General features: G+C 70.3%; 23 protein-coding genes and 1 pseudogene. 13 read left to right on the forward strand and 11 right to left on the reverse strand.

All coding sequences use genetic code 11. The features are described from left to right. From JHN45_RS23165 to JHN45_RS23175, 3 genes are all read right to left on the reverse strand, one after another. Window positions 1-704, reverse strand: a 704-nt coding sequence (locus JHN45_RS23165) for a response regulator transcription factor (RefSeq protein ID WP_201050464.1), incomplete at its 3' end; no start/stop codon positions are given. Window positions 705-867: 163 nt separating this feature from the next. Then, window positions 868-3,111: an MMPL family transporter gene (locus JHN45_RS23170; RefSeq protein WP_201050465.1), complete on the reverse strand. Its 2,244-nt coding sequence runs from the start codon at window positions 3,109-3,111 to the stop codon at window positions 868-870. Between the two features lie 271 nt (window positions 3,112-3,382). Further along, a complete protein-coding gene (locus tag JHN45_RS23175; RefSeq protein ID WP_201050466.1) occupies window positions 3,383-3,973 on the reverse strand; it encodes a TetR/AcrR family transcriptional regulator in 591 nt (196 codons plus the stop codon). Window positions 3,974-4,222: 249 nt separating this feature from the next. On the opposite strand from JHN45_RS23175, the gene JHN45_RS23180 reads away from it, so the two are divergent. The 4 genes from JHN45_RS23180 to JHN45_RS23195 are packed head-to-tail and all read left to right on the forward strand — an operon-like array spanning window position 4,223 to window position 6,140. Further along, window positions 4,223-4,555, forward strand: a complete 333-nt coding sequence (locus JHN45_RS23180; protein ID WP_201050467.1) for a hypothetical protein — start codon at window positions 4,223-4,225, stop codon at window positions 4,553-4,555. Window positions 4,556-4,570: 15 nt separating this feature from the next. Continuing rightward, window positions 4,571-4,735: a hypothetical protein gene (locus tag JHN45_RS23185; protein WP_201050468.1), complete on the forward strand. Its 165-nt coding sequence runs from the start codon at window positions 4,571-4,573 to the stop codon at window positions 4,733-4,735. 20 nt (window positions 4,736-4,755) lie between these two features. Further along, window positions 4,756-5,814 carry a hypothetical protein gene (locus tag JHN45_RS23190; RefSeq protein WP_201050469.1) on the forward strand — a complete coding sequence of 353 codons (1,059 nt, stop codon included), beginning with the start codon at window positions 4,756-4,758 and terminating at the stop codon, window positions 5,812-5,814. Continuing rightward, a complete protein-coding gene (locus JHN45_RS23195) occupies window positions 5,811-6,140 on the forward strand; it encodes a hypothetical protein (protein WP_236583983.1) in 330 nt (109 codons plus the stop codon). Before JHN45_RS23190 ends, JHN45_RS23195 begins: the two co-directional genes overlap by 4 nt. 68 nt (window positions 6,141-6,208) lie before the next feature. On the opposite strand, the pseudogene JHN45_RS23200 reads toward JHN45_RS23195, so the two are convergent. After that, window positions 6,209-6,406: pseudogene (locus JHN45_RS23200) on the reverse strand (CorA family divalent cation transporter); the annotation flags it as partial. A gap of 533 nt (window positions 6,407-6,939) precedes the next feature. Between JHN45_RS23200 and JHN45_RS23205 the strand changes: the two are divergent. Next, on the forward strand, window positions 6,940-7,887 hold the full coding sequence (locus JHN45_RS23205; protein ID WP_201050527.1) for a cation diffusion facilitator family transporter: 948 nt from the start codon (window positions 6,940-6,942) through the stop codon (window positions 7,885-7,887). Window positions 7,888-8,005: 118 nt separating this feature from the next. After that, a complete protein-coding gene (locus tag JHN45_RS23210) occupies window positions 8,006-8,533 on the forward strand; it encodes a DUF6328 family protein (RefSeq protein ID WP_201050470.1) in 528 nt (175 codons plus the stop codon). Between the two features lie 14 nt (window positions 8,534-8,547). On the opposite strand, the gene tkt is transcribed toward JHN45_RS23210, so the two are convergent. The 4 genes from tkt to JHN45_RS23230 all read right to left on the reverse strand — a co-directional run bounded on the left by tkt (window position 8,548) and on the right by JHN45_RS23230 (window position 12,391). Next, window positions 8,548-10,728: a transketolase gene (gene tkt / locus JHN45_RS23215; RefSeq protein ID WP_201050471.1), complete on the reverse strand. Its 2,181-nt coding sequence runs from the start codon at window positions 10,726-10,728 to the stop codon at window positions 8,548-8,550. A gap of 69 nt (window positions 10,729-10,797) precedes the next feature. Next, a complete protein-coding gene (locus JHN45_RS23220; protein ID WP_201050472.1) occupies window positions 10,798-11,271 on the reverse strand; it encodes a hemerythrin domain-containing protein in 474 nt (157 codons plus the stop codon). Between the two features lie 404 nt (window positions 11,272-11,675). Continuing rightward, window positions 11,676-12,125, reverse strand: coding sequence for an SsgA family sporulation/cell division regulator (locus JHN45_RS23225; protein WP_201050528.1), 450 nt, complete (start codon window positions 12,123-12,125; stop codon window positions 11,676-11,678). After that, window positions 12,125-12,391 carry a DUF5133 domain-containing protein gene (locus tag JHN45_RS23230; RefSeq protein WP_201050473.1) on the reverse strand — a complete coding sequence of 89 codons (267 nt, stop codon included), beginning with the start codon at window positions 12,389-12,391 and terminating at the stop codon, window positions 12,125-12,127. The genes JHN45_RS23225 and JHN45_RS23230 overlap by 1 nt, the downstream gene beginning before the upstream one ends. Window positions 12,392-12,818: 427 nt before the next feature. On the opposite strand from JHN45_RS23230, the gene JHN45_RS23235 reads away from it, so the two are divergent. The 3 genes from JHN45_RS23235 (at window position 12,819) to JHN45_RS23245 (ending at window position 15,389) form a co-directional block, all read left to right on the forward strand. After that, on the forward strand, window positions 12,819-13,577 hold the full coding sequence (locus JHN45_RS23235) for a GAF and ANTAR domain-containing protein (protein ID WP_201050474.1): 759 nt from the start codon (window positions 12,819-12,821) through the stop codon (window positions 13,575-13,577). Between the two features lie 128 nt (window positions 13,578-13,705). Further along, a complete protein-coding gene (locus JHN45_RS23240) occupies window positions 13,706-14,077 on the forward strand; it encodes a hypothetical protein (protein ID WP_201050475.1) in 372 nt (123 codons plus the stop codon). Between the two features lie 94 nt (window positions 14,078-14,171). Beyond that, entirely contained in the window at window positions 14,172-15,389 is a 1,218-nt protein-coding gene (locus JHN45_RS23245; RefSeq protein ID WP_201050476.1) for an ANTAR domain-containing protein, read from the forward strand. 138 nt (window positions 15,390-15,527) lie between these two features. On the opposite strand, the gene JHN45_RS23250 is transcribed toward JHN45_RS23245, so the two are convergent. The 3 genes from JHN45_RS23250 to JHN45_RS23260 all read right to left on the reverse strand — a co-directional run bounded on the left by JHN45_RS23250 (window position 15,528) and on the right by JHN45_RS23260 (window position 17,424). Continuing rightward, window positions 15,528-16,322 carry a SigB/SigF/SigG family RNA polymerase sigma factor gene (locus tag JHN45_RS23250; RefSeq protein WP_201050477.1) on the reverse strand — a complete coding sequence of 265 codons (795 nt, stop codon included), beginning with the start codon at window positions 16,320-16,322 and terminating at the stop codon, window positions 15,528-15,530. Window positions 16,323-16,479: 157 nt separating this feature from the next. Then, entirely contained in the window at window positions 16,480-17,082 is a 603-nt protein-coding gene (locus JHN45_RS23255; RefSeq protein WP_201050478.1) for a flavodoxin family protein, read from the reverse strand. Window positions 17,083-17,124: 42 nt separating this feature from the next. Further along, window positions 17,125-17,424, reverse strand: a complete 300-nt coding sequence (locus tag JHN45_RS23260; protein WP_201050533.1) for a hypothetical protein — start codon at window positions 17,422-17,424, stop codon at window positions 17,125-17,127. A gap of 34 nt (window positions 17,425-17,458) precedes the next feature. On the opposite strand from JHN45_RS23260, the gene JHN45_RS23265 reads away from it, so the two are divergent. The 4 genes from JHN45_RS23265 to JHN45_RS23280 are packed head-to-tail and all read left to right on the forward strand — an operon-like array spanning window position 17,459 to window position 20,950. Beyond that, the gene (locus JHN45_RS23265) at window positions 17,459-18,448 is read left to right on the forward strand and encodes an iron-containing redox enzyme family protein (protein WP_201050479.1); all 990 of its coding nucleotides are present in this window, start codon (window positions 17,459-17,461) and stop codon (window positions 18,446-18,448) included. A gap of 59 nt (window positions 18,449-18,507) precedes the next feature. After that, window positions 18,508-19,161 (forward strand): HemK2/MTQ2 family protein methyltransferase, encoded by a 654-nt coding sequence (locus tag JHN45_RS23270; RefSeq protein ID WP_201050480.1) that lies wholly within the window; start codon window positions 18,508-18,510, stop codon window positions 19,159-19,161. After that, complete coding sequence (locus tag JHN45_RS23275; RefSeq protein ID WP_201050481.1) at window positions 19,142-19,360, forward strand: CDGSH iron-sulfur domain-containing protein; 219 nt, start codon at window positions 19,142-19,144, stop codon at window positions 19,358-19,360. Before JHN45_RS23270 ends, JHN45_RS23275 begins: the two co-directional genes overlap by 20 nt. A 42-nt stretch (window positions 19,361-19,402) precedes the next feature. Next, window positions 19,403-20,950, forward strand: coding sequence for a CYTH and CHAD domain-containing protein (locus JHN45_RS23280; protein ID WP_201050482.1), 1,548 nt, complete (start codon window positions 19,403-19,405; stop codon window positions 20,948-20,950). The last annotated feature ends 14 nt before the right edge of the window (window positions 20,951-20,964 follow it).

The raw sequence follows: 20,964 nt of genomic DNA on the forward strand, positions 1-20,964 counted from the left end.
CGAGATCCTGAGATGTCTCGTGGGCCGGCCGGGGTGAGGGGTGGGCGTACGAGTCCGGATTCGTAGGCGAAGATCACGGCCTGGACGCGGGCGCGGGCGCCGATCTTGGTGAGGATGCTGCCGACGTGCGACTTGACGGTGGTGGTGGCGATGGAGAGCCGGGCGGCGATCTCGGCGTTGGACCGGCCGGCGGCCAGGGCCGCCAGGACATCGCGTTCGCGCTCGGTGAGATCCTCCAACCGACCCGAGGGGAGCGGGATTTCGGGTCGGGGGCCGTAGCGGACGGCGTGGATGAGGGCGCCGGCCAGACGGGGGGAGACGACGGCATCTCCGGCGGCCACGGTGAACACGGCCGCGATCAGGTCGTCGGGGGTGATGGTGGCGGGGAGGAAGCCGTCGGCTCCGGCGCGCAGGACGTCGTAGGCGTGCTCGTCGCGGTGTGCGGAGCTGAGGACGAGGACGCGGGGTGCTGCGGAGCCGGGGGTGCGGGTCTGCCTGAGGCGGCGGACGGTCGTGGTGGCGCCCGTGGCGGGCAGGCCGCTGCCGAGGAGTACGACATCCGGTCGCAGGCGTTCGTGCAGACGGACGGTCTCGGCGCCGGTGGTTGCCTCGCCGACGACGGTCAGGCCGTGGCAGGAGCCGAGGTGGGTGCGCAGGCCGAGGCGGTGCAGGGTGTGGGGGTCGGCGAGGAGGACGGTGATCATGCCGGACTGCTCCTGTGTGGGGGATGGGTGTCCACGGGGTGGCGGGAGCGGTGTGCGGTGTGCGGTGTGCGGGGTGTGTGAGGGCGGTCCGGTCGGGCCCCGGGCACGGGCGTGGTGCGCGCGTGCCCGGGGGGCATCGACGTACGGGGCAGAGGTGGACGGATCAGACGTGCACGGGCTGGGGCTGGTCGTCGCTCCCCGGTCCCGAACCCGGTTTGGGGGCGGTGGACTTGGCGAGTCCCTCGCCCTCGACGTCGACGTTCGGCAGGATCCTGTCGAGCCAGGACGGCAGCCACCAGGCGGACTTGCCGAGCAGGGCCAGTACGGCGGGCACGATGGCCATGCGGACGACGAAGGCGTCGAAGAGGACGGCGACGGCGAGGCCGAAGCCGATCGTCTTGATCATGGCTCCGCTGGCGCCGATGAAGCCGGAGAACACGGCGATCATGATGACGGCGGCGGCGGTGACCACGCGTCCTCCGTCGCGGAAGCCGGTGAGGACGGCCTGTCCCGGTCCCTCGCCGTGGACGTACGCCTCCCGCATCCGGGTGACCAGGAAGACCTCGTAGTCCATGGCCAGGCCGAAGACGATGCCCACCATGAAGATCGGCATCAGGCTCATGATGGGCCCGGTCTCCTCCACTCCGATCAGGCCCGCGAGCCAGCCCCACTGGAAGACGGCGACGACCGCGCCGAGAGCGGCGAGGACGGAGAGCAGGAAGCCGAGCGCCGCCTTGAGCGGGACGAGGACGGACCGGAAGACGGCCATCAGCAGCAGGAAGGCGAGTCCGACGACCAGGGCCAGATAGGGGACGAGGGAGTCGTTGACCTTCTGGGAGAAGTCGACGTTCACCGCCGTCTGGCCGGTGACCAGCAGTTTCGCGCCGGTGTCCCGCTCGATGGCCGTGCCGGTGTCGCGGATGTGCTCGACCAGTTTCTCGGTGGCCTCGGAGGCGGGCTTGGACGAGGGGACGGTCGTGATGATCGCGGTGTTTCCGGCCTGGTTGAAGCGGGGCGGGGCGACGGCGGCCACGTCGTCGAGCTTGCCGATCCTGGTGACCACCTCGGTGGCCGCCGTCTTCGCGTCGTCGCTCTTGGCCGTGTCGACCACGACGACGAGCGGGCCGTTGAAGCCGACGCCGAAGCCCTCGGCGAGCAGGTCGTAGGCGCGGCGCTGGGTGGTGTCGGTGGGCTGGGCGCCGTCGTCGGGCAGGCCCAGGGTCATGGAGGCCGTCGGGACGGCGATCACACCGAGGCCGACGACACAGGTCAGCAGGACGGCGACCGGACGCCGGAGCACGAACTGCGCCCAGCGCACGCCCATCGGTGACTTTGCCGGGGTGTTCGCCTCACTGGGCTGCTTCCCCGTACGGGGCTTCTTCGTCCCGGCTTTCCTCTTGGACAGCACCCGGTCACCCGCGAAGCCGAGCAGTGCGGGCACGAGGGTGACGGCGATGATCACCGCGATGGTGACGGATCCGGCGGCGGCGAAGCCCATCTTGGTCAGCATCGGGATGTTGACCACGGCGAGTCCGGCCAGCGCGATGATCACGGTCAGGCCCGCGAAGACCACCGCCGAGCCCGCGGTGCCCGTGGCACGGGCCGCGGCCTCCTGCTTCGGGTGTCCCTCGGCGAGTTCGGACCGGTAGCGGGAGACGATGAACAACGCGTAGTCGATACCGACCGCCAGCCCCAGCATCAGGGCCAACACCCCCGCGTTGTCGCCCAGTTCGAGGGGCGAGTTCAGTGCGGCGAGGGTGAGGAAGCCGATGCCGACGCCGATGAGCGCGGTCAGCAGCGACAGTCCGGCGGCGACCAGGGAGCCGAAGGTGATGACCAGGACGACCGCCGCGACGATCACGCCGATGACCTCGGCGGCGGCGCCGTGGGCCGCCACCTTGACGGCGTTTCCGCCGGCCTCCACGGTGAGTCCGGACGTACGAGCCTGCTCCACGCTCTTGTCGAGCGCGTCGTGGGAGTCGGAGTCCACCTCGGCCGCGGTCACCTTGTAGGTGACGGAGATGTACGCGGTCGAGCCGTCCTTGCTGACGGCCCCGGCGGTGTAGGGGTCGACCGCGGAGGCCACCTGGTCGGAGCCGCTCGCGATCTCCTTGGCGACCTTCCGCACCTCGGCCTTGTTGGCCGCGGTGGTCACCGTCTGTCCCTCGGGGGCCTTGAAGACGATCCGGGCGGTCGCTCCGTCCGAGGCTGAGCCGGGGAACCGCTGGTCCAGCAGGTCGAACGCCTTCTGGGACTCCGCGCCGGGCAGGGTGAAGGGCAGTGCCTTCGTGGCCGGCGCGCTGAGGGCGGCGATGACGGCCGCGCCCAGCAGGGCGAGCCAGACGAGGAGGACGACGGGGCGCCGCCGGAAGGAGGTATGCCCAAGTCTGTACAGGAATGTAGCCATGATGGTGCTCTCTCGGTCAGGTCGTTGGCGACGCCCGTCAGGGCATGAGGGCGTGCGGGGGTACCCCGACGGCGTGAGCGGCGCGCGTCGGGTGGGGGTGTGTGCGATTGCGCGGGGACGCGGAAAGGAGGGGAGGGCGCGTCGTCGCGCGGCCGTCATTGGCCGGGCAGGGCACGGAAAGCCGACGGCGCGGGAAGCCGGGGCGGGAAAGGTGTGCGGTGCACGCCGACGGTGGGGAAGGTCGGCGCGTGAAGACCCGGATTCGGGTGGGTCAGATACCGAGTGCGGGGAAGACCAGTGCTTCCATGTTCCGCCTGAGGTCGTCCTGGGTCATCGCCGTGTCGCTCAGCAGCGGGCGGGCGACGATGATGCTGACCAGCATCGGCGGGACGAGGTCCAACGCCGGGTTGTCCGGGGCGAGTTCGCCTCGGTGGACGCCACGCTGGAGGATGGCGCCGATGTCGTCGAGGGCCGGGTTGAGCCTCACCTCTCTCAGGGTGCGACGGAGTTCGGGGTTGCTGTAGATCGCGTGGCCCACGCTCAGTTGCAGAGCCGCGTCCCGCGCGAGCCGTTCGTCGTCGGAGTGCTCGGCCAGCGCGTACAGGTCGCCGCGCAGCGAACCGGTGTCGATCAGGTCGATCCGCGTCGGCCTGCGGAACTCCACGGCCGCTGCGACCAGTTGGGGCTTGCCGCCCCAGTCGCGGTAGAGGGTGGCCTTGCTGAACCGTGCGCGGGTGGCCACGGCCTCCATGGAAAGGGCCTCGTATCCGACCTCACGCAGGAGGTCGAGCACGGCGTCGTAGAGCTGTGCCGCGCGCAGGGGGGTGAAGCGGCTGCCGCGAGCGGTGGACTGCTCGGCCATGACCTGCTCCTTCCCTCTACAAAACGGTGCCGTTTTCTTCGGACGGCATCAGACTAGCGAGGCCACGAAGAAAACGGCACCGTTTCCTATGTGGCGTGAATCACATCTCATGGATGATGACTTCGCCCTTGGCGAGCGGGCCTTCCTGGTCGGACGCGACGGGCACGCAGACACCGGTCACGGCATCGCGCCAGCCACCGTCCGTCCCTCATCGAACGCGCTCGGCGCCGGTGCGACATCGACGACCTCGTGGTCGACGCCTGCCTCACCGACGGCAGTCTGGACGGCGGCACCGCCTCCAACCCTCGTGGTGTCCCCGGATGCAAATGGGCCCAGACATACGCGAAGGGGCTGGGTGTCGCCGACGCCAGGTACTCCGTGAACGCCTGCCATCCGCTGGGCGACCAGCTCGGCGGTGAAGGCGTCCTGGCCAACGAGGCGACCTGCGGCCGGTCCACGAATTCCGCCCGTCAGGATGCGACCGACCCCGGCCGTTCCGGCGACATGCGCGAGTTCGAGGACACGACACGAGCGGAGGTGGAGTCCGGGGCCGACGTCCACTACCACGTGGAACCCATGTAGGAGGGGAACCGCACTGTGCCCTACGCCTTCGTCATGGTGGCTGCCGGCACGACCGGCGAGCTCCGCACCGACGTGGTTCCCGACGTCATCTACAGTCCGGTTCAGCATGCGTGGGTCAACATCGGCCTCACGGCCTGCGGTTCCTGCCGCGGTCCGCTGCCCACCCCCGGCGTCAAGTGAGAGGCCGACCCTTGCACGACATGGTGAGCCGTCTGACCGAGTTGCTCCCGCCGCCCGAGGCGGGGGTGGAACCACAGTCCTGGGACCGGATCCAGGCCGTGTTCGGCACCGTGCCGCCCCGGGACTTCCGGGACTTCGTGGACACCTACGGCTACGGCAGCCTCGACGGTCTGCTCGGTGTCCGCCCTCCCGGCGGCCTGGGAAGAGAGGTGGAGGACCCCGCCGTTCGGGAGCCGTCACCGGTGGCCGAGCAGGAGCTGCGGACCTTCCACGGACCGGTGCGGTTCCCGCCCTGGCCGGCTGAAGGAGCGCTGCTGAGCTGGGGCACCACACCGGTCGGCTACGACCTCTTCTGGCGCAGGCAGGGCGACGACCCGGACAGCTGGCCGGTGGTGGTCGCGGCCTATCGCAGCGGGACGGCACTCCAACTGCCTTACGGAATGGCGGAGTTCCTCGTCCTGATGCTCGGCGATCCGCTGGACCGCCCCGCCGACATCACCGGGATCGCGGGACATCCGCACTCGCGGTACCTGGACGTCCGCACGGAGGAAGAACTGGAGGATGCCGGGGACGACCCCTGGGAGTACCTCGACGACTTCTGGGACGAACGCGAACGCGAACGGGCGGACGGCGACGAGGTCACCTGGGTACAGGACCGGGGACGGCACGGCGCAGACAACCCTCCCGTGCCGCGGCTCGTCGTCCAGGGTTTCGGCCTGGACGGCGACGACCTGCGGGTGTCGGCGACCCTGGACCTCGACCCGGCCGAGCCGCTCACGGCAGCCGTACGGATCGGCGGCCCGAACGGGGACGTCCTGCGCCGTGCGGGCGTGCCGGTGTCCATGTCGGGTGGCTCCGGGCAACCGCTCGTCCTCGACATCGTGCTGCCCGAGGACACGAACGGGACGGGCATGTCGTGGCGGGAGCTCGTGCACGCCATGACCCACGAGTCCGAGTGGAGCCTGTCGCTCTCGGTGGAGGACACGGCGATCGGTGCCGCACGCGCGCGGCACGGCATCGTCACGGGCGTCGGCATGGAGGAGAGCGGGGTGAACACGGCATGGGGATCATGGCCGTGAACGGTGGAAAGCGTCGCGTCGCTCTCGTCGCCGCGGCGGCTGCCACGGCGACGACGATCGCCGGCTGGCTCCTGTTCGCGACAAGCACGCCCCCGCCGTCCGCCCCGGCCCCCGTCTCGCACGTCGACACCGCCACCCGAGCCTGCCTCCTGACGTCCACGGACCCGGACCCGACCGGCATCTGGGCGGCGATGCAGGACATGGCAAGGACGAGCGCCAGGAATGTGGTGGTGCAGCGTTACCGCCTGCCGACCTCCGCGAACGCGTCGCACACGTCCACTTCGTGGTCGTCGCCGATCGACCGGTGTCAGAAGCGACACATCTGAGCCCGGACGCGGTGAGTACGACGTCCGTGGCCCGGGCGATAGGTCACTGAGCGGTGCGCGCTGTTGCGTCAGAGCCAGTCCCGCCGCTTGAAGATCAGGTACAGGCTGACGCACACCACGCCCATCAGACCGATCGCGAAGGGGTATCCGAAGCGCCACCCAAGCTCGGGCATGTTCTCAAAGTTCATGCCATAAATGGTCCCCACGAGCGTCGGAGCGAAGAGAATCGCGGCCCAGCTCGAGATCTTCTTGAAGTTGTCTACCTGGGGATGCTGACCTGCGATGATACGGCTCTGATGGCCTCTGGCCTGCGCGGATGGATCTTTCAGCGTCTGATCGGATCATGCCGCGCTACGCAGCCGATTCTCCCCACGCGCTCCCCGGCGCCGGCCATACTCCCCAGATTCTCCCCAGCGAGGGTGTCCCGGAGGGATCCATGCCACGTGTGCTCGTGCTTGCCTGGCGGCCGGGGGAAGTCACTATGGGTTACCTCTGAGGTGTCGTCCAGACCACCGCTGTCGACCGTGGTTCACCGGTCTTTGGGGCACGCTCTGGGCACGCCGTGCGATCGGTGGAGGCCATTGCTGGAGCATCCGGCTGAACGACCGTCCAGCGATTCAGGGCGCCTCCTTCGGCGCACGGGACGGACTGGAGAAGGCTGGCCGGGAGCATCTGCCGTTCCAGTCCGTCCGCATGAGTTCGCGTACATCGGGCACTCGGGTGCGGTGATGGACGGGCTCATCCACCGGTGGATGAGCCGGTGGCGGACGTACGAGGCGAGGTCTGGGTGGGCGGTGTGATGTCCGGAGGAGCTGACAACCCCGCCGAACAGGCCCGGCGCGTCCGCTCGGACCGGCATACCCGCGTGACCGTCGTCGTCGCGCTCGTCGCGAATCTGGGCATCGCCGTCGCCAAGGCCGTCGGGGGCTTTGTCGCCGGCTCGCCCTCCCTGTTGTCGGAGGCCGCGCACTCGGTGGCCGACTGTCTCAACGAGATCTTCCTGCTCACCGCGTTGCGTCGCAGCCGACGCCCGCCCGACCGGTGGCATCCGTTCGGCTACGGCAAGGAACGGTGGTTCTGGTCGTTGCTCGCCGCGATCGGCATTTTCGTCATGGGCGGCTGCTTCTCCTTCTTCCAGGCGGTCGAGGCCCTGCGGAGCACCGAGACCGTGTCCGTGCCGCGCTACCTCACCGGAATCGCCGTCCTCGTTGTCGCGCTGCTCGCCGAGGGCGGTTCGCTGCTGCGGGCGCTGCACCAGGCCCGTCAGCAGGGCGGTACGGCCCCCGACCCGGCGCATCGCACGGTCATCGCCGAGGACGGCGCCGCCGTGGTCGGAGTCGTTCTCGCCATGACAGGGATGGGACTGCATCTCGCCACCGGGAACCCGGTGTGGGAGGCGGCGGCCTCCCTGACGATCGGACTGTTGCTCGTGTATGTCGCCTACCGGCTGGCTCGCGAGTCCCGCGACCAGCTCATCGGCGCCGCCATCGACCCCGAACCGCGCACCGCCATCCGACGCATGCTCGACGGACAGCCGGAGATCGACAATGTCGCCCAGCTGCTCACCATGCGTCTCGGGCCGGACTCGGCACTGGTCGCCGCCCGGATCGACCTCGTCCCCGGCCTGGACAGTGAGGAGGTCGAGACCGTCTCCGAGCGCATTAAGAAGGCCCTGTCCGATCGATGGCCGCAGGCGGACCAGGTCTTCCTCGACATCACAGAGGCACCACCCCGCCCAGGGCGATGAGGGGATCCCTGTCAACCAACAGTCGGGCAGGTTCTCGTCGCGGTCACCGGAGGCAGCGCGCCCGGTTTCGCCGTGCCGTTTCCGGGAACTCGGATCGCGCCCCCGGGTCGGACCGACCGTGGAGAGGCGCCGGCGGAAGGAGGACTGCCGTGGCACAGGACGGCGGGGGGTCAGACGCGGGCGTGAGGAGAGCGAGGAGGAGCGGGCGGGTCGGCAGTGGAACGACCTTCTCCAGGAGGTGCGAGTCACCCTCACCGGCGTCCAGATCCTCTTCGGCTTCCTGCTTGCCGTGGTGTTCCAGCCACGCTTCGCCGCACTGCCCCTGACGGACCGGGTCATCTACCTGATCACCGTGTTCCTGGGTGCGGGTGCGACGGCCGCGTTGATCGGTCCCGTAGCTCTGCACCGCATGCTCGCCGGCCACCGGGTCAAACCACAGACCGTGCGATGGGCCGCGCGTCTCACCGTGATCGGGCTGGTACTGCTGCTCGGCATGATGACGTCCGCTCTCCTGCTCATCCTGCGGGTCGTGTTGCACGACGCCCTGGCCGGTTGGCTGGTCGTACCCGTGGTGCTCGGCTTCGTGGTGTGCTGGTTCGTTCTGCCGCTGTGGGCGCGGACGCGTGGCGGTTCAGAAGCGTCATGAGTGGCAGAACGCGATCAGTGGTGGCCGCCGGGCCGGGGTGCGCGGCCGACGTCGTCGATGCTGTCGCGGGCGGCTGCGGCGACGGCCTCAGGGGTGATGCCGAACTCGGCGTACAGGCGCTGGTAGTCGGCTGAGGCGCCGTAGTGCTCCAGGCTGACGATCCGTCCGGCGTCACCGACCACGTCCCGCCAGCCCTGTCCCACCGCGGCCTCGATACTGACGCGGGCCCGCACGGAGGGCGGGAGGACCTCGTCCCGGTAGGCCAGGGGCTGCGCGGCGAACCACTCCCGGCACGGCATCGACACGACCCGCACCGCGAGGCCCTCGGCCGTCAGCAGCCCGCTCGCCTTCAGCGCGATGTGCACCTCGGAGCCGGTCGCCACGAGGATGACGTCGGGTGCGGTGCCGTGCGGGGTGTCGGCGAGGACGTATCCGCCGCGTGCCGCGTCCCGGGCGGGGGCGCAGGCACCGCTGCCGCGGTCCAGGACGGGCACTTTCTGCCTGGTCAGGATCAGCGCGGCGGGGCGGTCCCGGTGTTCGAGGACGGTGCGCCAGCAGGCGGCGGTCTCGTTCGCGTCGGCGGGGCGGACCACGTCCAGGCCGGGGATCGCGCGCAGTGCGGCCAGGTGTTCCACGGGCTGATGCGTGGGGCCGTCCTCGCCGAGGCCGATCGAGTCGTGGGTCCACACGTAGGTGGCGGGCAGCTTCATCAGTGCGGCCAGGCGGACGGCCGGGCGCATGTAGTCCGAGAAGGTGAGGAACGTACCGCCGTAGGGGCGGGTCAGACTCTGTAGCGCGATGCCGTTGAGGATCGCGCCCATGGCGTGCTCGCGGATGCCGAAGTGCAGGGTGCGGCCGTACGGGCCGCCCTTCCAGTCCTTGGACTGGCGGTCGGCGGGCACGAAGGACGGCTCGCCGTCCATGGTCGTGTTGTTGCTCCCGGCCAGGTCGGCCGAGCCGCCCCACAGCTCCGGCAGCACTGGCGCGAGCGCGCTGAGCACCGCGCCCGACGCGGCGCGGGTGGCCATCCCCTTGGGGTCGGCGGGGAAGGCGGGCAGGGCGTCGGTCCAGCCGTCCGGCAGCCGCTGCGCGCGGAGCCGGTCCAGCAGTTCGGCCCGCTCGGGATGGGCCGTCCGCCAGGCCGTGTACGCCTCGTCCCACTCCGCGTGTGCCCGGCGCCCGCGGTCGGCGGCCTGCCGGGTGCGGGCCAGCACCGCCTCCTCCACGACGAAGTCGCGCTCGGGGTCGAAGCCGAGCAGCCGCTTGGTCGCGGCGACCTCGTCGTCGCCGAGTGCGGAACCGTGGGCCTTGCCGGTGTTCTGCTTGGTGGGCGCGGGCCAGCCGATGAGCGTGCGCAGCATGATCAGCGAGGGGCGGCCGTCCTCGTCCTGTGCGGTACGGACGGCTGCCAGCAGGGCATCGACGTCCTCGACGTAGTCGCCGGTGCGCGTCCAGTCGACGGTCTGCACATGCCAGCCGTAGGCGGCGAAGCGGGCCGGGACGTCCTCGCTGAAGGCGACGTCGGTGTCGTCCTCGATCGAGATGTGGTTGGAGTCGTAGAAGACGACGAGGTTGCCGAGCTCCTGGTGTCCGGCGAGGGAGGCGGCCTCGGCGGTGACGCCTTCCATCATGTCGCCGTCGGAGGCGATGACGTAGACGCGGTGGTCGAAGGGGCTGCCGCCCGGTTCGGCGTCGGGGTCGAGCAGACCGCGCTCCCTGCGGGCCGCCATCGCCATGCCGACCGCACTGGCAAACCCCTGGCCCAGCGGGCCGGTGGTGATCTCCACACCGCGGGTGTGCCGGTGCTCGGGGTGCCCGGGGGTGGCCGAACCCCAGGTGCGGTACGCCTCCAGGTCCGGCAGTTCCAGGCCGTAGCCGGTCAGGTAGAGCTGGATGTAGAGGGTCAGGCTGGAGTGCCCGCAGGAGAGCACGAACCGGTCGCGGCCCAGCCACTGGTCGTCAGCCGGGTCGTGCCGCAGGACGTTCTGGAACAGCAGGTGCGCCAGCGGGGCGAGGCTCATCGCCGTGCCGGGATGGCCGTTGCCGACCTTCTGCACCGCGTCGGCCGCCAGCACTCGTGCGGTGTCCACGGCCCGTACGTCGACCGGATCCCACCCGGCGGCGTCCGCCACGGGCATCGTCACGGACCGGCCCGGTGAGGTCGAGGCCGTGTTGCCGGACTGTTCACTCGTCATGCCGTCGCTCCTCGGAAAGGCCGGTGGTCGGTGCTGCCGTCGTGTCTGTCCTTCGTGGGCGCGTGTCCGTCATTCGTGCGCGCTGGGGACCCGGAGCGGGTCGCGGGGGGCGTCGGACTTGGCGGCGGCCATCTCCTCGCCCAGTTCGCCCAGCCGGTTGCGGCCGAGGGCGGAGCGGACCTGGGGGAACCACTCCTTCTCCTCCTCCTCGACGTGGTGGCGCACGTTCTCCATGAGGACGGTCATCTTGGCGTCGAAGCGCTCGTCCTCCGGGTCCAGGCCCGCCAGCTCGGACAGCATCCACAGCACGACGTGGTGCTCCTCGACGCTCTCCAGCACGTGATCGGTGGTGTCCGGCACGGCGGCACGCGCGGCGGGATAGAAGATCTTCTCCTCGATCCAGGTGTGGACCGTCAGCTCCTCGATCACCTTGTCGGCGATCTTCCGCTTCGTCTTGTAGGCGCGGTCCCCGGCCTGCTCGAACTCCTTGAAGAGCTTCTCGACCGTCTGGTGGTCGTCCTTGAGCAGCACGATCGCGTCCATGGGCACTCCTTCGTTTCGTCCGACATCTCCCGCGGGGGCGCGGGGTGTGTTTTCGCCGGTCGACCACCGAAAGCCGATCGGATTCCACGCCCGGGTACCCCCGGCATCGCATCCGACCCGGCCGAAGCGCACCTTTTGCCGCGTTCAGATGTGAGTCGGGGACGATCGCGGGTGACCCCGTTGTGGATCGGCGACCGGGCGGCCTCGCGGACGGCCTGGGGCGCGTTCTTGTCAAGGGAGACGGCTCCTTGGCGGCCTTTGGCGTTCAGGTACGACGCCGTCCCAGGCCGGACCGCCTGGACCTCGCGCAGGAAGACGTCGGCGCCCGCACGGCACCTCGCGTGCCGCGTATACCTCGCGTACTCGAATCTGCCGACGTACGGCCGGTGAGGCGCAATCCCGCGTCACTCCGGAGCGGCAGGCGGTGCCCCCTGGGTCCCCTGCGTGATCATGTCGAGTTCTCTGTCGAGCGCCGGAGCGATGGCGCGGGTGTCGAGGCCGGCCCTGCCGCGTACCTTCCGTACAAACTCCCTGACGCCAGCCGTGGGCAGCCACACCCGTGCGGCGGACCGTCTGGCGACGGAGCTCACTTCGACGCCGCCGATGGGGCCCGGTGCGGGTTGTACGGTGATGTCTCCGTCGCCGGCCGGGAACATCAGGCCCCTGGCGAGCAGGTCCCAGGCAAAGGTCCAGCCGACTTCCACGCCGTCCGGTCCCGACAGCACCAGACGCGCGGCGAGGCAGTCGTTCCGCCGGTACACCAACTCCGCCGAGATGACGGCCCCTTCGTCATCCGCGAGGGCCACGAATCCGATCGTGCCGACCTTCAGTTGCGGACCGTCCGGGTGGTCCATCACGAAACGGCCCCCGTTCGCCCGGAGCCCAGCTCGACCGTGGAGGCGATGAACGTCCGCGGTGACGAAGGCGCCGGCCCCATGCGACGCGCGTCCAGCAAATCTGCTGCCGACACGGCTTCCTCCACGGTGCGGGTGCCGGTCAGGACGCACAGGGTGTAGGCGGCGTTCTGCAACGCGACGGCAGCCGCAGGGTCTTCGTCGGCCGCGAGTGCCAGGTAACCGTCGAGGGCCCGACGCAGAACAGCCGGGTTCGGGGCCAGCACGCTGGGTCTGCACCTTTCGGGTGGGGTATCGGAGTTCCTCGGGCCGGAGTCGTAAGGGCAGAGAGATGGCACCACGGCACTCCTCGAAGTGGGAAGAAAGCCTGCCGACCGCAGCACTTGACTGCGCTCCCGTGTGCCCCGTCCGTAGGGCTCGAAACGGGCAGGAGGGCCCCGGTGGGCGGTGAGAGGCCGCCCCGGCGCGGGCGACAGCGGTGTACAGCCCTGACTCCCCGTACGACGTTTTCGCTTGAGTCGAGCGGACACTCGCCACGAGGAACCACGAGGAAGAGGAGTACAGGTGTGTGCTTGCTTGCCGGGTGTGGTTGGCCGGGGCTTTGACACAGGTCGTGCTCCGGCTGATCAGGCGGTCCGGGCCAGGGTCGGGTTCGGGCGCGTGGTGTGAGACGACCAAGGGGAGGCGAGAGCCATGCTCGGCGGTGATCCGCAGAGCGGCGGAGGCGCGGAAGAGGCGAACGAGATCGAGCGGGCGCGTATCGCCCACGAACTCGCCGCAGGCGTGGGCGGAGTGCCGTCGGCCGAGGTGCCCGACGTGTTGTGCCGTACGTGTGTCTCACTGTTGCCGGCGATGTCGGGGCTGTCCGTCTCCGTCACGCCGGGCGACCTGGATTCGGGAGTGGTGCTGTGCGCCAGTGACGGTGTCGCTGCCCGGCTGGCGGAGATCCAGTACACGCTGGGCGAAGGGCCGGGCCGGGAGGCGGTTCGCCTGCGGGCGCCCGTGCTCGTGCCTGATCTGACGAGTGCTCGGGACATCCGCCGTTGGCCGCTGTTCTCCCTCCAGGCCGCCAAGGCTGGAGCCGGGGCGGTCTTCTCACTGCCGTTGGCGGGCGCGGGAAGTGCGCTGGGCACCCTGGACCTCTACAGGAGGACGCCGGGTTCGCTGCGCGGTGCTCAGGTCCGGACCGCGCTGCTGGTCGCCGACGCCATCAGCCTCGTGGTCGTCGCGCTTGATCACGCGTCCCCCGAAGGAGTCGCCACGTGGCTGGCGGGAGCGGAAGCGGACCACGAGGAGGTTCACCAGGCCACCGGGATGATCATGGTGCAGCTCGGCGTGAGGGCCGAGGAGGCGCTGCTGCGGCTACGCGCGCGGGCCTTCGCCGAGGGCCGCACCTCCATGGAAATGGCCCGGGCCGTCGTCGACCGCACTCTGGACCTGCGCGACGAGTGAGGGAACCGGCACGCGTGGCGGTACCCGCAACGACAGCGCCGAGAAGGCGGTCGTGAACCGCGAGCGGCGGTCGGCCCAACCCGCGTGGACTGCTACAGCAGGGGCGCCGGCCAGATCTGGTCACGGCGATGCCCCCGGCCGACGCGTTGAAGCAGTACCGGTTCGGTTGCACGAGCGCCTTCCGGACGCCCTCACCCCGTCGCGCCGACGCACCGGAGACCTGGCCGAGGACGGCCGGACCGACCCGCGTCGACCACATCGTCACCCGGGTACAGACCGTCACAGCGGCGACGGTCACGCCGGAGAGCGCCGAGGGCATGGTCGTGCGGTACACGGACACCACCATCGCCGAAGCCTCCGGCCCTCTCGACACCGACGTACAGCGGCAGCGAGTTCGCCTCACCGAGACCGCCCACGCCCTGGGCACCCGCGCCCTGCCCCTCGCCGCCGTGCGGGGTGAGGACCGTTGTTGCATACGTCAGACATCGGGGGGAAGGTGAAAGCGCGCGGTCAGGCAACGACCGTCCCGGTCGCCCGTCCGCGGCCGGTGCAGGTTCGCCGGTGACGGCGCCCAGTTGCTGGAGTGACAACAGGATGACGAGCCACCCACCCCTGACGGTACGTACGGCCACCGGACTCACGACGATCGTCTGCCTGTCCGGCGCGCTCGGCCCCGACACCTGCCTCGACCTGGCACGGGAGCTGCGACAGCCGCTCGACCAGGCCGGCCGCGACGGGCAACCGCTCGTCCTCGACATGGCCGGCGTGCGGTCAGTGAGCATCGCGGCCTGCCAGGCCCTCCGTCTCGCCACCGACCACCTCGCACACGCTCCCGTGCTGGTCGTCGGCGCGGCCCCCTCCGTTCGCGCGGTGCTGGAACGCGGGAAACTCCCCGGCGTCCGCATCCACGACACCCTCGGCGACGCGCTGGCCGTGCTGCCCGACAGCGTTTCGGACACCACTAGACAGCGCGCGGCCAGACTCTCCCACGAGGCGGACGATCTGCGCGACGAGGTGTTCGGGCTCAGGGCCAGGGCCCGCACCAGGACCCTGATCGGTGTGGCCCAGGGCATCCTCCTGGCCCGCTACGGACTTCCCGGCCCGGATGCCGCGTTCGCCCTCCTGCGGGAGGGCTCCCAGCGTCACAACGTGCCGCTGCGTGTCCTCGCCTCCGCCGTCGTCACCGCTCCGCCGCCGTACTCCGACGTCCAGTGGTTCACCGGACGATCCACCCGCGCGCTGCTCCCGGCCGGCGGTTTCCTGCAGAGCTACGACATCGACGCTCACGACCGTCGGCAGGTTCTCGCAGCCGCTCTCCACGAGGCGACGGTCGTCATCTCGGACGCGAAAGCCGCCGAACTCCATCTCACGGATCCGGCGCAGGACGACGCCCTGGTCCTGGAACAGCACAAGGGCCTCGACGCCGCCTACCGGGACCAGGCGGCGCTCGTCACCGGGCCGCCCTACGTATGCGCCCGCGCGCAGCATCTGCGCGAGCCCGTGAACGTCCCCGACGTCGCGGCCGACCCCGACCTCCTCCTCCACCCCGCAGGCCGCGCCCTCCTCGACGCCGACAGCAGAGCCCTCGCCTGCGTTCCGCTGGTCACCCCCGACGGCCACTGCACCGGCACCCTGACCCTGCACTGGACCGCGCCCGGATCATGGCTGACGGACGAACAGCGATACGCCCTGGACTTCCTGGCCACCGAGACCGCGGCCTGGCGCTCCTGGTACCGGCGCACCGTCGTACTGAACGCACTCGAATACCTCCACCAGCACCGCGTAGCCCGCACATCGCCGCGTGAGCGGTAAGCCGGCGGACCCGCACCGCGGCGTGGGCGGGAAGGACGCGATCGGGCGCGCCCGGAGTGTTTCCGCGTCCGTGTCACGCCGCACCGGCCAGTGGCCTCGGCGACCCGCTCGGCCCCGAGGCTGCCGGACGGACGGCTCTCAGGCAGCCTCCCGCATCACCTGGTCCCGCAGCCGCTCACAGCTGAGGCTGATCAGGCGGGAGACGTGCATCTGTGAGATGCCGAGCTCCTCGGCGATGGCGGCCTGCGTCATGTTGCCGAAGAACCGCTGGTAGAGGATGACCTTGTCACGCTCCGAGAGTTGCTTGATGCCGGGCTTGACGGCCTCACGGTCGATCACCGTGTCCAGAGCCGGGTCGGCTGTCCCGAGCGTGTCGCCGAGGGAATACCCGCTCTCGCCGCCGGGCAGCTCGGCGTCGAGCGAGAGGGCGGCATAGCTCTCCAGAGCTTCGAGCCCGTCCTGGGTGTCTTCTTCGCTGAGGCCGGCCCGGGCCGCGATCTCCGACCTGGTGGGACGGTGGTCCGGGGCGGTCTGGGACAGATCCCGGAGGGCCGATCGCACCCTGTTGCGCAGTTCCTGCACCCGACGTGGCACATGCATGGCCCACGTGTGGTCACGGAAATGCCGTTTGATCTCGCCGGTGATGGTCGGAACGGCGTAGCTCTCGAACGCCTTGCCGCGGTCCGGGTCGTACCGGTCGACCGCTTTGATCAGGCCGATGGCCGCGACCTGGCGCAGGTCCTCGGTGTTTTCGCCGCGGTTGCGGAACCGTCCGGCGAGCCGGTCGGCCATGGGCAGCCACGCCACCACGATCTGGTCACGGACGATGTCGTGCTGCGGGCCGGGGGCGAGCAGGACGAGGGTACGGAAGGATTCCGCGGTGTCGGGGGCGTCGTCGTGCGGGTGGCGCTTCGAACGGACTTGGGCAGGCATGATGCGTCACTACTCCCCATGCTGTGGGGCGGACGGTCAGTGCGGGAGCGCGTCCGGCGCGTAGACGAGCGCGTGACGATCGGCGCTCCCACGGTGTGCCTGCTGTCTGAAGCACTGAGCACTCGGGTGCCCCCGACCCACGCGAGCAAACGCCCGATCAGCTGGGCGGGTAGGGCGTGCCCTGGAGCAGCGTCGCGAGGTGGACGGCGTTGGCGGCAAGGGTCCTGGTGGTGGCGGCGACGGCGTCGGGGGTCTTGTCGAGGTCCTGGTAGTCGGTGCTCTGTTGGGCTTCGCCGACCCAGTAGGTGACCGCGCCGGGCGGCAGGGAGAACCCGAGGTCGTTGAGGCCCTGGAAGAGGTCGGCGCTCACTTTGTGCGCCCCGTCCTCGTTGCCTACGACGGCCACCAACCCGACCTTCCCGTACGGCAGTTGCCGGCCCTGGTCGTCGGTCTCGGAGATGTCGGCGTTGAGCCGCTCCAGCACGCGCTGGCAGAGGCTGGCGGGGTGGCCGAGCCAGATCGGGGTGGCCAGCAGGACGATGTCGGCGGCCATGACCTTCTCCCACACGCGCGGCCAGTCGTCACCGTCCCCCAGGTCACGGGCGATTCCCGAGCGGATGTGGTGATCGGCCACCCGGATCGTCTCGCCCTGGACACCGAGGCCGGCGAGTTCGGACATCACCTGTCCGGCGAGGTGATGACTGCTCGAAGGGGCGGGGGACGGAGTGAGCGTACAGACGAGCGCCACGGCACGGATCATGAGAACTCCCGATCGGGTGGGGAGGCCGGAGGATGTCCGGCCTCAGCCGCTGAGCAGACTCTCGGCCTGCCGCCTTGAAGGGTTTCGAGTACCCGGGATTCCTTGCTTGAGCGCCACGAGCGTGCTCACCGGGAAGTCCCCGTAACCGACGATCGCGTCGACGGGCCCGTCGACGCCGTCCAGCACGCTCCGTGCCCGGTCGATCAGTTGTGCCACGTCCTCGTCGAGACCGACGACGAATACGTTGCGGGGCCGTGGGCGCGCGGACGGCTCCAGGCGTCGGGATACGACGGAGCCGACCGTGTACCCGCGGGACGATCCGGCACACGACGAACGTCTCACGTGAGGGTTTCCGCATCACGGGTACCCGGCGTTCATGAACGTCACATCGCCGGAGCCGCCCCTGCCCTTCGCTCGCGGTCCGATCTCCGCGGCGATCATCGCGTACCTGCGGAGTACGGGACCCCTCCCGGACGACGGGGCGATGTCTGCCGCCGCCCCGCTCGGAGACGACCTCCAGCTCGCCCTCTACATCTGCTACGAGCTGCACTACAGGGGATTCGCCGGCGTCGACGCCGACCATGAATGGGACCCTGACCTGCTCAGGGTCCGGGCGGCCCTGGAACGGCCGTTCCTCGAAACTCTCCGTGCCGGGGCGACCGTACACAAGCACGCCGACGAGGCGCTGGACGACCTGCTCGTCGAACCCGTCGACGGCAGCGGCGTCAGTCACTTCCTGCGGGACGAGGGGGAGTTGTGGCAGGTGCGTGAGTACGCAGCGCAGCGCTCGCTCTACCACCTCAAGGAGGCCGATCCGCACGCGTGGGTGCTGCCCCGGCTGTGGGGTAGGGCGAAGGCGGGCATGGCGGCCGTGGAGTTCGACGAGTTCGGCGGGGGCCGCGCGGACCGCGTGCACGCCCGCCTGTTCGCCGACCTCATGACCGACCTCGACCTGGACACGGAATACGGGCACTGGCTCGACGCGGCCGGCGCCGAGGCCCTCGCCACCGTGAACCTGATGTCCCTCCTCGGCCTGCACCGCGCCCTGCGAGGAGCCCTTGTGGGGCACTTCGCCGCCGTCGAGATCACCTCCTCGCCGGGTTCACGGCGCCTGGCCCAAGCCATGCGGCGGACCGGCGCGGGGTCGGCCGCCGAGCACTTCTACGACGAACACGTCGAGGCGGACGCCGTGCACGAACAGGTCGTCCGCCGCGAGGTCGTGGCGGGCCTGCTCGAAGAGGAACCCCACCTCGACGGCGATGTCGCCTTCGGCGTGGATGCAACCACATATCTCGAAGACCGCCTCGCCGAACACCTCCTCGGCGCCTGGCGGGCGGGGGAGTCGTCACTGCGCCTGTCAGTCTGACCGGCTCTCCGACCACGAACAGGTTCTCTCGCGTCCACGGGAACCGGAAACGAAGCCCCATGACCACGGTCACTTTGCCTGGCGTCTACACCCCGCAGGACGACACCGACCTGCTCGTCCGACTCCTCCACGACGAACGACTGCCCCCGCGCGCCGAAGTCCTCGACGTGGGCACGGGAACTGGTGCCGTCGCGCTGGCCGCGGCCCGGCTCGGGGCCCGCGTCACGGCGATCGACATCTCCTGGCGCGCGACCCTCAACACCAAGATCAACGCGCTGCTGGCGCGTCTCCCGGTCCGGGTCAGACGCGGCGATCTGCTGACTCCGGTGGCGGGCCGGTCCTTCGACCTCGTCCTCTCCAACCCGCCGTACGTGCCTGCCCCCACCGCCGCCTGCCCCCGCCGGGGCCCGGCACGGGCCTGGGACGCGGGACACGACGGCCGCCTCGTACTGGACCGGATCTGCCAGGGCGCGCCGGGGCTCCTGAAGCCCGGCGGAGTGCTGCTTCTGGTCCAGTCCGAACTGAGCGGCCCCCAGGAGTCGCTGCGGCGGCTGCGGGCGGCGGGCCTGCGCGCCGACATCGTGGAACACCGCAGCGTCGCCTTCGGCCCGGTCCTGCGCTCCCGCAGCGGCTGGCTGCACGACCGCGGCCTCACCGAGGACGATGCCGAGAAGGAAGAGCTGGTGATCATCCGTGCCGTACGGCCCCGATGAACGACGCCGCCGCATAGTGGCCCGGCGCGCGGGACCCCTGCTGGTCGAGGGCCCGGTGGACGTCACGCTGGAGGACGGCACCACCGTGTCGTCCGACCGGTTCTGCGTCGCCCTGTGCACCTGCCGACGCAGCCGCGCCTACCCGTGGTGCGACACCAGCCACCGCCGCTCCGATCAGCCCGCTCCGCACAAATCCTGACCGGTCGGGTTTGCTCGCGGTTCAGACGTGTACGCGCAATGGATGACCGAGTCGAAACAGGAAACAGAACGGAAGTACGACGTACCGTCCGCCGACGACACGACATGGCTGCCCGACCTCACCGGCGTGGGCGGGGTCACGTCGGTCGTGGACCACGGCACCCAGGATCTGGACGCCGTCTACTACGACACCGACGACCTGCGGCTGGCGGGTACCTCGGCCACGCTCCGGCGAAGGACCGGCGGGACCGACGCGGGCTGGCATCTCAAACTGCCGCTGTCCGGGGACAGTCGCGAGGAGATCCACGCCCCGCTGTCCGACACGGTTCCGGACGCACTGCGAGACCTGGCCCTGTCCCGCACCCGGGGCGCGGAGCTGCGACCGGTGGTGCGCATCCGTTCCACCCGCGCAGTACGACAGTTCGTCGGTTTCGGAGGCAAGGTCCTGGCCGAACTGAGCATCGACGCAGTGCGTGCCGAATCCGTGCGCGGCGCCGGCACCCGGGCCGGTTGGAGTGAGATGGCGGTCGAACTCGCGGACGACACCGACCCGGATCTCCTGGACGCGGTGGAAAAGACATTCGGCAGGAGCGGTATCGACCGAGCGCACTCCCCGTCGAAGCTGGCCAGGGCCCTGGCGGAGACGGAGGCGGGAGCGCCCCGGCTGTCCGCTCAACAGGTTCCCGAGAGGGTGGCTCTGGCGCCCGGCTCTTCCGGCGAGGAGGTCCTTCGCTATACGGAGGAGCAGATCCGCGTCCTCGTGCACCTTGACCCCGCCGTACGGCGTGACCTGCCCGACTCCGTGCACCGGATGCGCGTCGCCTGTCGCCGGCTGCGCAGCGTGCTGCGTTCCTACCGGTCGGTCGTCGATCGGGAGGCCGCCGATCCGATCCGTGAGGAACTCAAGTGGCTGGGGAACGAACTCGCCGCGGAACGCGATCAGGAGGTCCTTCTGGAACGCCTGACCTCACGGATCGAGACGCTGCCCCCGGAACTGCTCTTCGGCCCCGTCACCGCACGGCTCCAGATATGGGACGTCACCACCAGCTCCGAGGCCCACCTGCGCACCCTCGACGCCCTCAACTCTCCCCGCTACCTGGCACTCCTGGACTCCCTCGCCACGCTCACGCAACAGCCTCCGCTGCGCACCAAGGCGTCCCGAAAGCCCTCGAACGTCATGGCCAAGGCCATCCTCAAGGAGTACGGCCGACTCGCCCGCCGCGTGGCGCACGCCGTGGACGTCCCGCCGGGCACGGATCGCGACACCGCGCTCCACGAGGCCCGCAAGGCGGCCAAGAGGACGCGGTACGCCACGGAGCCGGCACACGACTCGCTCCGCAAACCCGCCAAGCGCCTCGGCAAGCGGGTCAAGGCCGTCCAGAAGGTACTCGGCGACCACCAGGACAGCGTCGTCGCACGGGACGCCCTACGAGAACTGGCCCTGGCGGCACACGCGGCCGGCGAGACCGGTTTCGTCTGGGGCCTGCTGTACGGACAGGAGGAGGCCATCGCCGAGGCGCGCGAACGGGAGCTCGCGGCGGTATGGGAGGCCGCGTCCCGAGGCGCGCTGCGCCGGGCACTCACCCGCTGAGAACCGGTGGTGGC

Origin of the sequence: Streptomyces sp. MBT53, from assembly GCF_016654115.1 — a bacterium.
Taxonomy (GTDB): Bacteria; Actinomycetota; Actinomycetes; order Streptomycetales; family Streptomycetaceae; genus Streptomyces.

Coding starts and splice junctions, on each gene's coding strand:
- JHN45_RS23255 (WP_201050478.1), bottom strand. CDS start 17,082: ATGATCCGTGCCGTGGCGCTCGTCTGTACGCTCACTCCGTCCCCCGCC.
- JHN45_RS23265 (WP_201050479.1), top strand. CDS start 17,459: ATGAACGTCACATCGCCGGAGCCGCCCCTGCCCTTCGCTCGCGGTCCG.
- JHN45_RS23280 (WP_201050482.1), top strand. CDS start 19,403: ATGACCGAGTCGAAACAGGAAACAGAACGGAAGTACGACGTACCGTCC.
- JHN45_RS23250 (WP_201050477.1), bottom strand. CDS start 16,322: ATGCCTGCCCAAGTCCGTTCGAAGCGCCACCCGCACGACGACGCCCCC.
- JHN45_RS23170 (WP_201050465.1), bottom strand. CDS start 3,111: ATGGCTACATTCCTGTACAGACTTGGGCATACCTCCTTCCGGCGGCGC.
- JHN45_RS23175 (WP_201050466.1), bottom strand. CDS start 3,973: ATGGCCGAGCAGTCCACCGCTCGCGGCAGCCGCTTCACCCCCCTGCGC.
- JHN45_RS23270 (WP_201050480.1), top strand. CDS start 18,508: ATGACCACGGTCACTTTGCCTGGCGTCTACACCCCGCAGGACGACACC.
- JHN45_RS23225 (WP_201050528.1), bottom strand. CDS start 12,125: ATGGACCACCCGGACGGTCCGCAACTGAAGGTCGGCACGATCGGATTC.
- JHN45_RS23235 (WP_201050474.1), top strand. CDS start 12,819: ATGCTCGGCGGTGATCCGCAGAGCGGCGGAGGCGCGGAAGAGGCGAAC.
- tkt (WP_201050471.1), bottom strand. CDS start 10,728: ATGACGAGTGAACAGTCCGGCAACACGGCCTCGACCTCACCGGGCCGG.
- JHN45_RS23220 (WP_201050472.1), bottom strand. CDS start 11,271: ATGGACGCGATCGTGCTGCTCAAGGACGACCACCAGACGGTCGAGAAG.
- JHN45_RS23240 (WP_201050475.1), top strand. CDS start 13,706: ATGCCCCCGGCCGACGCGTTGAAGCAGTACCGGTTCGGTTGCACGAGC.
- JHN45_RS23245 (WP_201050476.1), top strand. CDS start 14,172: ATGACGAGCCACCCACCCCTGACGGTACGTACGGCCACCGGACTCACG.
- JHN45_RS23190 (WP_201050469.1), top strand. CDS start 4,756: ATGGTGAGCCGTCTGACCGAGTTGCTCCCGCCGCCCGAGGCGGGGGTG.
- JHN45_RS23205 (WP_201050527.1), top strand. CDS start 6,940: ATGTCCGGAGGAGCTGACAACCCCGCCGAACAGGCCCGGCGCGTCCGC.